Origin of the sequence: Flavobacterium sp. (assembly GCF_027531905.1) — a bacterium.
GTDB lineage: Bacteria > Bacteroidota > Bacteroidia > Flavobacteriales > Flavobacteriaceae > Flavobacterium.
Genome location: NZ_JAPZSU010000024.1, coordinates 1 through 13,513, shown reverse-complemented (window position 1 = coordinate 13,513; position 13,513 = coordinate 1). Strand labels below are relative to the sequence as shown.

The 13,513-nt window shown below is 36.2% G+C and carries 14 protein-coding genes and 1 pseudogene; 3 read left to right on the top strand and 12 right to left on the bottom strand.

Translation table 11 applies throughout. The features are described from left to right. Positions 1-7: 7 nt before the first annotated feature. From O9307_RS07355 to O9307_RS07335, 5 genes are all read right to left on the bottom strand, one after another. Positions 8-2,392 carry a M28 family peptidase gene (locus O9307_RS07355; protein WP_298297103.1) on the bottom strand — a complete coding sequence of 795 codons (2,385 nt, stop codon included), beginning with the start codon at positions 2,390-2,392 and terminating at the stop codon, positions 8-10. Positions 2,393-2,410: 18 nt separating this feature from the next. Then, entirely contained in the window at positions 2,411-2,758 is a 348-nt protein-coding gene (locus tag O9307_RS07350) for a hypothetical protein (protein WP_298297100.1), read from the bottom strand. A 306-nt stretch (positions 2,759-3,064) separates the two neighbouring features. Beyond that, entirely contained in the window at positions 3,065-3,472 is a 408-nt protein-coding gene (locus O9307_RS07345) for an endonuclease domain-containing protein (RefSeq protein WP_298297097.1), read from the bottom strand. A gap of 699 nt (positions 3,473-4,171) precedes the next feature. After that, positions 4,172-5,710 (bottom strand): bifunctional GNAT family N-acetyltransferase/carbon-nitrogen hydrolase family protein, encoded by a 1,539-nt coding sequence (locus O9307_RS07340; protein WP_298297094.1) that lies wholly within the window; start codon positions 5,708-5,710, stop codon positions 4,172-4,174. A 204-nt stretch (positions 5,711-5,914) separates the two neighbouring features. Then, positions 5,915-6,568, bottom strand: coding sequence for a DUF2306 domain-containing protein (locus tag O9307_RS07335; RefSeq protein WP_298297091.1), 654 nt, complete (start codon positions 6,566-6,568; stop codon positions 5,915-5,917). Between the two features lie 239 nt (positions 6,569-6,807). On the opposite strand from O9307_RS07335, the gene ssb reads away from it, so the two are divergent. Both ssb and O9307_RS07325 read left to right on the top strand, forming a co-directional pair. Continuing rightward, positions 6,808-7,149: a single-stranded DNA-binding protein gene (gene ssb / locus O9307_RS07330; protein ID WP_298297090.1), complete on the top strand. Its 342-nt coding sequence runs from the start codon at positions 6,808-6,810 to the stop codon at positions 7,147-7,149. A gap of 2 nt (positions 7,150-7,151) precedes the next feature. Beyond that, entirely contained in the window at positions 7,152-7,607 is a 456-nt protein-coding gene (locus O9307_RS07325) for an HRDC domain-containing protein (RefSeq protein ID WP_298297086.1), read from the top strand. 399 nt (positions 7,608-8,006) lie between these two features. Here the strand turns inward: O9307_RS07325 and O9307_RS07320 are convergent, their stop codons facing one another. The 7 genes from O9307_RS07320 to O9307_RS07290 all read right to left on the bottom strand — a co-directional run bounded on the left by O9307_RS07320 (position 8,007) and on the right by O9307_RS07290 (position 13,184). Then, a complete protein-coding gene (locus O9307_RS07320; RefSeq protein WP_064715385.1) occupies positions 8,007-8,201 on the bottom strand; it encodes a hypothetical protein in 195 nt (64 codons plus the stop codon). A gap of 123 nt (positions 8,202-8,324) precedes the next feature. Beyond that, positions 8,325-8,846 carry a ferritin gene (locus O9307_RS07315; protein ID WP_298297081.1) on the bottom strand — a complete coding sequence of 174 codons (522 nt, stop codon included), beginning with the start codon at positions 8,844-8,846 and terminating at the stop codon, positions 8,325-8,327. 90 nt (positions 8,847-8,936) lie between these two features. Beyond that, entirely contained in the window at positions 8,937-10,307 is a 1,371-nt protein-coding gene (locus O9307_RS07310) for a hypothetical protein (protein ID WP_298297078.1), read from the bottom strand. Between the two features lie 61 nt (positions 10,308-10,368). Further along, entirely contained in the window at positions 10,369-10,998 is a 630-nt protein-coding gene (locus O9307_RS07305; protein WP_298297075.1) for a chloramphenicol acetyltransferase, read from the bottom strand. Next, positions 10,998-11,687: an HAD family hydrolase gene (locus O9307_RS07300; protein WP_298297072.1), complete on the bottom strand. Its 690-nt coding sequence runs from the start codon at positions 11,685-11,687 to the stop codon at positions 10,998-11,000. The genes O9307_RS07305 and O9307_RS07300 overlap by 1 nt, the downstream gene beginning before the upstream one ends. 134 nt (positions 11,688-11,821) lie before the next feature. Then, entirely contained in the window at positions 11,822-12,811 is a 990-nt protein-coding gene (locus O9307_RS07295) for an aspartate-semialdehyde dehydrogenase (protein WP_298297069.1), read from the bottom strand. A 274-nt stretch (positions 12,812-13,085) separates the two neighbouring features. Continuing rightward, on the bottom strand, positions 13,086-13,184 hold the full coding sequence (locus O9307_RS07290; RefSeq protein WP_298297066.1) for a hypothetical protein: 99 nt from the start codon (positions 13,182-13,184) through the stop codon (positions 13,086-13,088). A 239-nt stretch (positions 13,185-13,423) separates the two neighbouring features. Here O9307_RS07290 and O9307_RS07285 point away from each other — a divergent pair. Then, positions 13,424-13,513, top strand: a pseudogene (locus O9307_RS07285) (IS1595 family transposase); the annotation flags it as partial.

Sequence of the window (13,513 nt, the reverse complement as noted above, 5' to 3'; positions counted from 1 at the left end):
TAGAATTTTATCTTTTTGGCACTAGCAAACTATCTTTTGCCGTTGCTAAAGAATCAACAGCAGTAGGAACTACAAGCTCTTTGGGAATACTTTGTTGGCCTTTTTTAATTTTTTTACGAATGACTACCGCATCATTCAAGACAAAAGGTGTAGGCATCATCCAATTGTCTCTTGGTTGAATTTTAAAAAGTGGATTTTGTAGTAAATCAAAAGAAGATTCTAATAATTCCATATCGATTACCGCCGAAGCATTAATACTAAAATCCAACACCAAAGGCGCATTGTTGACGACATAATAACTCAATAATTTCTTTCCTTTTCGTTCTAACATTGAACTGGTATCGCCTAGATTTCTCGCACCATTGGCTCTAAAATTATAAAAAGTCATCGCTTCATTAGCAAAAACATCATAGCGGTTGACTTTTCGATTGGGTATAATTTTAATTTGAATGTGTCGCAAATTGCCAGCGAGACTATCTTTTGTAAATACAATTAAAGGTTTCTTTACACCCACTACATCCGTTGTTGCAGCATAAGTAAATCCAGAATTGTATTTGCTAAACAAAGGCATATCGTTAAGTGGCTTAGCGCTCTTAGGGTTGGCTCCTAAGTAGGTTTTCGTCCAATCGTCGAGATTCACATCATACGTCACCCAAAACGCTTGGTCAGTATCTGCATTATACAAGTACACCAAACTATTGGATTTTGCTTTTCCTGCTTCATAATCCGAATTATAATGGCCTTTGGCAAAAAACAACAACGACAACACAAACAATCCCAAAGCCCAACTTCCTTTTCGATTGAATGCTCCAAAAACTGGCAACAACAATCCAAAAGTGAGAACGGTCAAAATTGCACTTCCAAAAAGAATCTTTAATCCCAACCCAACTGGGAACATTTGAATAAATGGTGCCAAAAGTAAAACTGTCGGAATCCCACAGATTAAGTTTAATATCACATTCGAGCGTTGCGTTAAGACAAAAGCCCCAAAAGCAATCAGTCCAAAATAAACCGGAATAATCAAAAATCCAGCGCCTGTTAACGAGTTCGAAATAAATGCATTGATCACAATCCAAACCAACAACACCATTACATAATGGTTCATCGTTACTTTTTTTGCCGATAACAATTGGTACATCAAAAAACAAATCGACAAACTCAACAGTACGAAAGCTGCGATATAATCATGGCCATTGTAGGTAAATCCGTTGAGCAAATCGTTGTATTGAGGATACGCCCAAAGCAATCCTTTCCAACCAAAATACGTCAATCCACCCGCAATTCCCAAAGCACCCAAAAACGGAATCAATCCTTTGAATAATTCACTAAAAGTAAAAATGCGTTTGGCTTTGCCAATGAACAAGAAAAACACAAAAAACACTCCCGCAATAATTGTCATAGGCAGTACCCAAGAAAAAGGATAACTGATAAACGTAAACGGAATCGTAAAATACACCTCATCTTCGGTGGCTTGCACGGCGTCCAAATTGGCATTCGAAAAATACGTCAACAAAGGCATTAAGTAACGGCCTTGATGCGCTAAAGTATTTTTGGCCAAATGCTGAGCATCATCTTGCTGGGTGTGGTAATTATAATGGTCGTCGATAAACGCAAAATTCAATCCCTGAATGTTGCCTTTTTCTCTAAAAACGGTCAAGTCTGTGTCGTTAGGTAACATTTTGTAAATACTATACATCAACGAATTCGAAACAGGATAGGTCACGCCTGCTTTTGAAAATTCGTTCACCAAACCTGCATTCCCCTTGTTGGTTTCCATCAACATATAACTCGGTCCCGAAGAACCACGCGCTTCAAAATTGAGTGCCAAACCTACTTCTTTTGCCCAAGGATGTTGGGTAACAAACAAAGCGGCTCCGTTTAAGCCCAATTCTTCGGCATCCGAAAAAACAATAATGATATCGTTTTTATGCGTTTTCTTAGCATGCAAAAAAGCACGAACCCCTTCAATAATCGTAGCTACACCCGAAGCATCATCACTTGCTCCGTGCGAAAAAGAATGCGGCGCACTATCGTAATGCGACAGCAACAACAAGGCTTTTTTGGAATTCGTTCCCTTGATGCGCCCAATAATATTTTTAGACTGCACCAAATTTCCCCAATCGCTCATCGTGTAGCCTTCTTGCACTTGAGTAGCAATACCCATCATTTTCAATTCTTGCACCAGCATTTGCGCGACCACGTCGTGATTGGCAGAACCTACATAATGGGGTTCTTTCGTAAGACGCTCAACGGTTTTAAAAGCCCGCTTGGTCGAAAAATTAGCTAAATTCTGATCTTCATAATCAATGGTTTGCGGCATTTGCAAAAAATAACCTGCTGCTAGCACAAGCAACAAGACAAAAACCGAAATCAAAGAGGCGTATTTTTTCATAGCGATGGGCATAGTATTTTAAATATCTTTTTTAACCAACATATAATAGTCATTTTCTAAAATCATGTAACCTTGATCATACAAGAAATAGTAGGTATTTCCTGTTTTGGTATGCAAGATAGACGTAAAAAACTCAAAATCAAAACCCTTGCTCATCAACTTCGCTCGAGTCGTTTTCGTTTTACCTTCTACATTCAATTCTGACAAAATTCGGTAATTTTTGCGCAATTTATTGTTAATATTCCGCATATAATTCGTACTATCCTTATTTATTTTATTGTTATAGGCATTTCGGCAGCTGTCACTACAAAATTTCTTGTCCTCGCGACCTACAATTTTTTCACCACATTCTAGGCAATTTTTCATGTATCCTTGATTTTTAGATGTTACTATTCTTTTTTTGAAGCCCAGCAAATGGCTTTATTTATTTGCATTGGTTCCTGCTGTCCTTCCTATCTTTTTTGCCCCGAGAAAAATCGGGTCAAAAAAGGATATTCCCTCCCATCAGGGCTAAAGAGGGAACAGGGGTTTTGTGTTTGTTTTGGTTTATCTATTTGTTTTCTCATTTTACACACCCCTAACCCCTATCGAGAGGGGAATTCGACTACTGAATAAGAGATGTTTTATTTGTTATTCAAAAATGTGTTTTTAAAAACTAAAGGTTTTGCGGTCCTAACTCCCCTCTTGAGAGGGGCTGGGGGTGTGTTTTTCATATTCAATGATATAATACTCAATAGCTCGCAAAACATTCTCCATATCTTTCAAAACTTGTTCATCAGTAAAACGTAAAACCGTAATCCCTAACTGATTCATTCTTTTCTCTTTTACAGTGTCTTTATTATATACTTCTAAAAACTCGTGGGAATACCCATCGACTTCAATTCCTAACATCAACTCGTAACAAAAAAAATCTAAAATGTAACTATCTATAGGCTTTTGACGATGAAAATCATAAGCATACATCTGTTTTCCTTTCAGCTTTAACCAAAGAAAAATTTCTGTTTTAGTAGAATCATTTCTTAATTGTCTAGCCAATTCTTTTAGTTTTGGGTCGTATGGAATGATTTTTCTCTTAGCCATTTCGTTATAATCTTAATAAATGAGACGCTTTGTTTTATTGTTCATTTTTATTTTCTTACTTGACACACCCCTAGCCCCTCTCAAGAGGGGAATTCGATTGTGCTAAATGATACGTTTTTCACAATTATTCACTTTAGTTCACTCACTCGGCACACCCCTAACTCCTCTCGAGAGGGGAATTCGATTGTGCTAAATGATACTTTTTCACTATTATTCACTTTGGTTCTCTCGTTTTACAATCCCTTAACCCCTATCGAGAGTGGAATTAAAAAGTGCTAAATGAGGTGTTTTTCATTACTATTCACTTTTATTCTCTCGCTTGACACATCCCTAACCCCTCTCAAGAGGTGAATTCGACTGTGCAAAAAGAGATGTTTTGGTTATTATTCAAAAATGTATTTTTAATCACTAATGGTTTTACGTTCCTAACTCCCCTCTTGAAATCGAAGATTCAACGACTCCAAAATATATATGATATGGAGTTAGAGGGGTCGGGGGTGTGTTTTTTTTTTACAAATTCTCCTTTTAAACCCAAAAAATTCCCCTTGTTACTCTTTAACCCCGATAGGAGCGGCATCCTTTTTTTCTAGGCCTGACAGGTTTCAAAAACCTGTCAGGTTTAGGAAAAAAGATATAGCGGATAGCGGGACGATGTTTACTGAAATGCCTTTTGCGCCTGTTCCTATATAATCCCCTTCACTATTTTTCTCCGTTTTTTATCTTTTTTATTTCGTACAAATCGGTTCTTCGGTCTTTGAGGATGCGGACGCTGCCGTGTTCGTGCAGCTCTTTGAGCAAATCCAAATCGACATCGACGATCAGCGTCATCTCGGTATTAGGCGTGGCTTCGGCTTTGATGCCGTTGCTCGGAAACGCAAAATCCGAGGGCGTAAACACCGCCGATTGCGCATACTGAATATCCATATTGTTGACCTTGGGCAAATTCCCCACACATCCCGCAATGGCTACAAAACACTCGTTTTCGATGGCTCGGGCCTGGGAACAATGTTTGACTCTGGTGTAGGCATTTTGTGTATCGGTCAGGAAAGGCACAAACAAAATATTCATCCCTTCATCGGCCATTAATCGGGAGAGTTCTGGGAATTCGACATCATAGCAAATCATCACGCCTATTTTCCCACAATCGGTATCAAAGGTTTTGATTTCGGAGCCACCTTTCATACCCCAATGGTGTACTTCGTTGGGCGTAACGTGAATTTTGGCATACATCTCAAAAGTCCCATCGCGCTTGCACAAAAAACCTACATTGTACAGATTTCCGCCTTCTAAATACGGCATACTTCCCGTGATGATATTGATGTTGTACGAAATGGCAAACTCCTGAAACCGCTTGCGAATAGGGTCTGAATATTTGGCCAATTCGCGAATGGCTTCGGCCTCGGTGAGGTGATTATAATCGGCCATCAAAGGCGCGGTGAACAGTTCTGGAAATAATGCAAAATCGCAACCATAGCCCGAAACCACATCGATAAAAAATTCGGATTGTTCAAACAAGGCGTCCAGATTGGAGAGTGAGCGCATTTGCCACTGAATAAGCCCCAACCGAATCACCGTTTTTTCGGTGTTGATGAGCTTAGGACTTTCGTCATAATAAATATTGTTCCATTCGAGCAAAACGGCAAAATCCTTCGAATCTTCGTCGCGTTCTAAATAATTTCTGATGACGCGCAACACGTGAAAATCATTGCTCAACTGAAACGATAATACGGGATCGTGGAGTTGCTTACTTTTGATTTTGTCGATGTATTTTTTGGGCGACATTTTATCGGCATACTGTCCATAATTGGGAATTCGCCCCGCAAAAACAATGGATTTGAGGTTGAGTTGTTCGCACAATTCTTTGCGAGCGTCATACAAACGGCGTCCTAAACGCAAGCCGCGATAATTGGGATGAATAAAGACATCGATGCCATACAAAATCTCCCCAAACGGATTGTGGGTAGAAAACGAATAATTGCCCACGACCTCCAAATAATTATGGCGTTTGTCGACCAATTTTTCGTCTACAATCAACGACAAGGCCGAACCCACCACTTTGCCATCGGCCAAAATCACCAACTGTCCTTCGGGAAAAATGGCCAATAATCGCTCGATATCCTCGGAACGCCAATAGGAATCGGCCATTTCGGGATAGGATTCCACCATCGAGTTCTTGAGTTGTTTATAATCCTCAAACGCCAAATTGCGCAATTCTACTTTTTTGATTTTCGTTTGCATTTGTAGTGGAGTTTTAGGGGGTTAGTGAATTGGTTTTTTATAGCACGGAGTTTATGGATTAGACTGCTTCAAAAAAATCGTTACTTACTATAGTTTACAAGGCTCTGTTCCCTGTGATAAAGTGGATTAGAAAAAGTTTAGGTTCTAGGTCAATCACTATTTTTAATCCTTTTTGCGCGCTCACTTGACAGACCCGAAGCCCTTCTAAAGCTTAGCTGGTAGCTTTAGATTTTTATTCAATTTCATCATCCAATATGTTATATAAATTCCACCAATTATTCCAGGTATAAACCATCCATAAAAACTTGGAAAAAAATTATTTACCACAACAAATGCTGTTGTTGCAGCGATATATCCACCAATCATTTTTCCTAAATGTAATTTTAACCAACTTTTTTTCAGGTTGTTTATATCCTTATATAAAACTAGGTCTCTAACAGAAAAAATTAATCCAAGCAAACCAAAGACTGTCAAAATAATATTTATTTTATCGTTAAAAATTGGATTATATACTATCATTATTATTCCTGTAAAAATCATCGCCCAAGAAATTATTTTATCAATCGTTAGTTTTAGATTTTCAGATTTATAATTTAAAGCTCTATAACCTGTCAAAATAAAATAAGAACTAAATAAACCGATAGAAAATAAAAATGGACTTTCGTGTTTTGGTAAAATTGCAATTATTAATGCGGTTACTGCGGAAAATAGCATAGAATAGAAAAACAGTTTCCCGGATTTTTTGTGTACTATTTTACCTTTTTTTGACACAATCGAAACCATGCCTGAAAGTAGTGAAATTCCACCAAAAAGCGCATGAGCATAAATCAAAACTTGTATTGAGATAACTATTTCCATTTCTTTTTCATTTTTTAAAAATACAACTAACATTTAAAATCGCTATAATCTTACCAAATATACTCAAAAAATTTCATTTACAAACGGTTACAAACAATTACAACCGAAAGTAAATGGGATGCAACCGACTAATTATCAATCGGCACTGCATCTTTGCCCTGTCGAAATGAAACAACGACCTTGTTATTCATCCGACACGAACATTTTAATTATATGCCTAACATTTAAATTTACAAGCCATGAATGCAATGAAAAACAAAGTACAATTAATCGGTCACGTAGGAAACGAACCAGAAATCAAAAACTTCGAAGGAGGTAAAAAAGTAGCCAAACTTACTCTTGCTACAAACGAAAGCTATCGCAACGAAAAAGGCGAAAAAGTAACTCAAACGGAATGGCACAAAGTAACCGCTTGGGACAAAACAGCCGAAATCATTGAGAAATACGTGACCAAAGGCAAGGAAATTGCTGTTGAAGGCAAGCTCACTTATAATAGTTACGAAGACAAGAACGGAGAAAAACGCTATATTACTGAAGTGAAAGTGAATGAAATCCTTTTGATAGGCAAATTAAATCAGTAGTTATGAATGTGCAAGTATTTTCCGTTCGGGTAGATGCTCCTCATTTGGCGCAAGACCAGCAACAGCTTAATGATTTTATAGCCTCGGTAGAATTGGTTCAGTCCGATACCCATTTCATCGAATCCGATGCGAGTTATTGGTCGGTTTTGTTGCACTATAAAGAAAAAATCAATCTTGCGTCTCAGGAAAAAGCGTCACTCACCGACCTAACTCAAGACCAAATCGATAGGTTTGAACACTTGAAAAAATGGCGCAACGAAAAAGCCAAAACGAATGGCGTGAAACCCTTTGTAGTCTGTCACAACAGCCATCTGATTCAAATAGCGGTGCAACATCCACAAGCCCTATCCGATTTTCAATGGATTAAAGGATTTGGAGAAAAACGAACGCAACAGTATGCGGATGAAATCATTCAGCTATTAGAAAACATACATCTACATCAGGAAGAATTGAATTAAAACATATAAGCCATTTGAGTTTTCTATAAGCACAGAATTTTTCAAAACCATAGAAGGCATTTAAGGACATAAAAAGCTGAGTAAAAACTTGAGTGTTCTTGATGCCTTTTGGGTTTAATATTATGTGCTTAGTGAATCTTTGTGCCTGCTTTGTGAACTTTGTGGTTAATTTTTGTCTACCGATATACGGATGAAATGATTCAGCTATTAGAAAAATATATCTAAATCAGGAAGAATTAATTTAAAATATATAAGCCATTTAAGTTTTCTATAAGCACGGAATTTTTCAAAACCATAGAAGGCATTTAAGGACATAAAAGGCTGAACAAAAGATTGAGTGTTCTGAATGCCTTTTGGGTTTAATATTATGTCAGTATAAATAAAGGGGGAGAAAAAAAATTAAGCTACTTTGTTAATCAAATCAAACATAGGACAACGGCCACAACGTTTGTTTTCGCCTTTCTCGTATTTTCCGCAACATTTTGATTTGCAGTTTTCGGCAACTTTGATTTTAGCCAAAAGCGCTTTCTTCTTTTGGTCTTTCTTTTCTTTTTTGCCTTTTTTCTTGTCCTTTTCTTTGTCTTTCTTACTCATAATCTTGAGTCTTAATTTCGAAGGCAAATATATGCTGTTTTTATCTATTCTAAATAAACTTTAACATAAAAAGGCATAAAAAAACCCGAATAATGCATTCGGGTTAAAAGTTATAGAGAAGTATTACTTAGTTGCAGCGGCTGCGGCAGCACTGGCAACAGCAGCTTGCTGGATATCGCGGTCAAATAAATACAAGCCTCCTTTATCATCACCAATCAAATTGATTTTATCCAAAATAGACTTAGCAGTAGCTTCCTCTTCAATTTGTTCAGCAACGTACCATTGCAAGAAATTGTGCGTGGCATAATCTTTTTCTGAAAAAGTGATATGTACCAATTCGTTGATAGAATTTGAAACAAAAATCTCGTGTTTGTACAATTCCTCAAACATTCCTTGAAAAGTATCATAGGTAGTTTTTGGTGCTTTTAAATCGGTGATTTGTGCGTGACCTCCACGTTCGTTTACATACTTAATCAGTTTCAACATATGAGCACGTTCTTCATCGGACTGTGCATACATGAACTGTGCAATTCCCTCCAGTCCACTCACTTCAGCCCAACAAGCCATTGACAAATAAATTTGAGAAGACTCTGCTTCGATACGAATTTGATTGTTCAGTGCGACTTCAATATTTTTAGACAACATGATTTTATTTTTTAAGTTAATGACAATATTTAAAACAGATTTCGGGAAACACTAAGATAACAATAAGATCACAATTGTAACGACAAAAAATTAAAAACCATCATAAAATTTCTGCATCACAAACTGCTTCAACTTAGTATCGTAATATCCATTAATGTAATAATTCTTATGCCTGAAAGTACTTTGCAAAGCGGCTTGAGGGTTTTCATAAGAAAACTGACCTATAAAATCGGTGGCCAAAGGCTCGGGTTTTGAATTGATATGATTCCCTTTCTTATCCAAAACAGTTTCAAAATAAACATTCAATGGTATAAAATAAGAATTGGTTACGAAGTCACCGCCATTTGGTGCAAACCCTGTAGACAATTGCTCTATTTCTTGATTTCCGCCTATAGTTAAAAACAAATTCTTGGGTGTTTTATAGACCGTAACCCCCAAATCAGATGATGATAATTGCTTCAAAAACTTGGCGGTAGTTTTGATTGCTTTTGGCCGTTGATTCATAACTTGAGCGTACAAAGGGGAGTTTTTGAAGGTGATACTATCATTTTTGGTTACACTAAATTCTTTGATTACCGCATCGGTTTCAAAATCTTTGTACCCAAAATGGAGCTCTTCATCATTCGTCGTAAGCTGATAGATTCTGTTTTCGTGATAATATGAATTCGACAAACCATTAAGGCGTTTCAATGGAAATTGTGAAATGTTACGCTCGATGAGTTTTAGTGTTTTAAAATCCAATTGAAACAGTTGCGTTTCATTTATATTATGATCGAACGTGAAGAGTATATCATTTTCACGAACATAAAATTTTGATTTACTAGTAGCTTTGAACAACGGATTATAGGCACGGGTTTCTATTTTTTCTAAAGGCAAAACTGCTAAAATAAGAGACAAATTGATGGGTTCTTTTTTACTATTGACAAACTCGAAACCACTAAAGTCAAGAAGGTATTGCGTTTTTCCACCTCCGTTAAAAACATAAAGCACTAAAGCTTCGGTAGTATTCTTTTTAGTAAGAACATAAAAATTATTGTTCTCGTTAAAGGCGTTAAGCACCGTTTCTCGCTGTAAAGGCAACTGAAGATAGTTAGCCGTCGTCGTCTTTGTAACCAAATCATAATGTACTGCGACTATGCTTCTAAAATTAGAATCGGCCCAGTAAATAGTCGGATTTTCATCTGTTCCAAAGGAATAACCTGCCATTAATTTATAACCAATATCGGGTCTTTTGGTCACCATACTATCTTTGAAAAACAAAAAGGGACTGTACTTTAGAATCGTTGTTTTTTCTTTATCGGTAGCAAAAACAAACACATTATCATTTTGCCTATCAGAGGTGTTGATGATTTGATGGTACTCTTTTGCTTTTTTTAATTCTAAAGGATGAGAAGCCAACCTAATTTGACCAAAAGTAAAAAAAGTACTTGCTAGAAATAAAAGAACTACTACCTGCTTCATAATGATTTATATTAAAAATAGTACAATTCCTCCCGCAAAGAGCATACCAAAAAATCGCTACTTAATCGTTCATAATTTGCTGAAAATAATCTACAAATTGTCCCAAATGCAATCCATCCATCAAACCGTGATGAACATGTACCGACATATTCATTCTTTTGCTTCCATCCTTTTCAACCACCATTTTTCCAAAAGAAATTTTAGGACAACTATCTGGAAAAGTAAAACTTCTAGCATGCGATAAAGACGTAAAATCCAACCAAGGTACTGCCGAAAAATGAATTAAATTATCTGCATCAAAAGAACGAGTAAACAAACCTGTGGTGTTTTGAATGCGTTCGATTTCTTCTAACGCATTTTTTTCGAAAACAGCAAAATCGGGATGAAATTCAATTAATGAAAATCCAAAGGTTCCATCAGGACGACCAATAGTAGCAGAGCCATCAATTCTATCGTAAACCACAATGGTTTCGTCATCGATTCGGTATCTAAAATTTTCAATCGCATTGACCGCTTGTAAGGTTTTGTGCAAATAATAAATAAAGAAAGAAGATGAAATGGATTTGGCTTTTTCGTATGCCTTTGTGCAGTCTATTGCCACCGTAGCGCCAAAAAAAGGCTCACTCATTTGTCTAAAAAAATGAAAATGCTCTTTTCTGTTCCAATTTTCAAGGTCAAACGGCTGCTTCATTAGGTTAAAAGTGGAATTATATCAGTTAATTGTTGCAAGGTAGTAAAGTTGGGATGCTCTACTTTGTGGTCTATTTTCTCGTGTGCCCAAGTCGTGTGAAACGGAATATGTGCAGCATAACCACCTATAGAAAGTACAGGCAAAACATCCGACTTAAGCGAATTACCAATCATATAAAACTCATCGGGTTGAATCTCCAAACGTTTAATCAAATCCAAATAATCGATTTCTTGTTTGTCTGACATTACTTCAATATGATGAAAATACGGTCCTAAGCCCGAATTGTGCAATTTTCGTCTTTGGTCTAATAAATCACCTTTTGTAGCAACTACTAATTTATATTTTCCACTCAACGCTTCTAAAGTTTCGGTCACACCTTCTAGCAAATCGACAGGCTTTTCTAGCAAATCTTTTCCGTATTGCACGATTTTTTCAATCGCTTCAATAGAAATAGTATTGTTTGAAATTTTCATAGCAGCCTCAATCATCGATAGAATATACCCTTTGATTCCGTAGCCGTATAGTTTTAAATTCGCAATTTCTATTTGAAACAATTCGGACGAAATTCCTTGATGCGAAAGATAATCTTCCATCAAACCACAGAATTTCTTTTCGGTTTCGTCAAAATACATTTCATTGCCCCAAAGTGTATCATCTGCATCGAAGGCAATTACTTTTAGCTTTTTCATCTTCTCCAATTAAAATTTAAAGTTTAAAAGTACAACATTTCATTGGGGTTGCGCTGCTTTTGAAAGCAAAAAAAAGCATAAAAAAACCGCTTCCAATTAGAAGCGGTTCTGGTTGTGTTGTGGGTTATAGTGTTTTAAACTAAATTGGCTGCGATTAAATATTCTGCAATTTGAATGGTGTTTGTAGCGGCTCCTTTTCTCAAGTTATCAGCCACAATCCACATATTCAAAGTGTTGGCTTGGCTTTCGTCACGACGAATTCTACCTACAAAAACTTCATTTTTTCCTTCAGCATAACGAGGCATTGGATAGGTAAAAGTATCTAAGTTGTCTTGCACTACTACTCCATCTGTATGGTGTAAAATGTTACGCACCTCAGTCACATCAAAATCATTAGTGAACTCAACATTCACCGCTTCGCTATGACCTCCAACTACTGGTACACGGACAGCAGTTGCCGTAACTCTAATAGAATCATCGCTTAAGATTTTTTTGGTTTCGTTTACCAATTTCATTTCCTCTTTGGTGTAACCATTGTCTTCGAAACTATCACATTGTGGAATACAATTGCGATTGATTTTGTATTTGTACACCATTTCACCTTCAATTCCAGCTACTTCATTTTCAAATTGTTGTACCGCTTTTACACCAGTACCAGTAATGGACTGATAAGTAGAAACAATTACACGTTTGATGTTGTATTTTTGATGCAAAGGTGCCAAAGCCAATACCATTTGGATAGTTGAACAGTTTGGATTCGCAATGATTTTGTCTTCTTTAGTCAATTGACTAGCATTGATTTCTGGAACCACTAATTTTTTGGTTGGGTCCATTCTCCAAGCTGAAGAATTATCAATTACTGTAGTACCAGCGGCTGCAAATTTCGGAGCCCACTCCAAAGAAGTTCCTCCTCCAGCAGAAAACAAAGCAATATCTGCTTTTAAATCTACTGCCGTTTGCAATCCTACTACTTTATATTTTTTTCCGTTGAACTCTATTTCTTTTCCTACTGATTTTTCTGAAGCAACAGGGATTAACTCTGTAACTGGAAAATTGCGTTCTGCTAATACTTTCAACATTATTTCGCCTACCATTCCGGTAGCACCTACAACTGCTATTCTCATTGTATATAAATTTATAGTGTCTTATTATTGAGCCACAAAAGTACGTAATCTGACAAAGAAAACAACACGATTCACAATTTTTAACAAATTGTTATATTTTAAACAAAATGATTGTTTTTTACCATTTAGCCACAAAAATAAACCGCTTTTTAGGGAAAAATCCATCTTGTACTTTAATAATTTCTTTTTAGAAGTTGTTTGATTTAGTGTTTTTCTTTTTCTGGATATGCAAATAAAAACTAAACATTAAGTTAAGCTACATTTTTGTAATTAATTAATTTTTTAATTCTTGAATAGTTGCATAATTCAATGCAGAATGTCTTCTTTTTCGGTTATGCCAAATTTCAATGTATTCAAAGATGTCAAGCTTCATTTGTTCTTTAGAAATCAATTTGTTTTACAACGTTCTCAATTTTTGAATAAATGGCTAGTAATCCATAAGTCCCTTGTAGTCCCCGATCTTTAACTTCTACATATGATCCATCAATGTAATTAATTTTTAAATTGACAATGGGAACATCATATGCATCAACAGAAAAATCATTTGGTAAGTTTTTAATGTTAATAGAGCTGTAAAGATATTTTCTTATATTTCGGAAAACAAAAAAGGTTATGGAATCATTCAAAGGAGAAAGTATTATTGATTTTTTTGACACATTCAAAACAGACTTAGACTGTTTGGAATATTTGGCTTCAATAAAA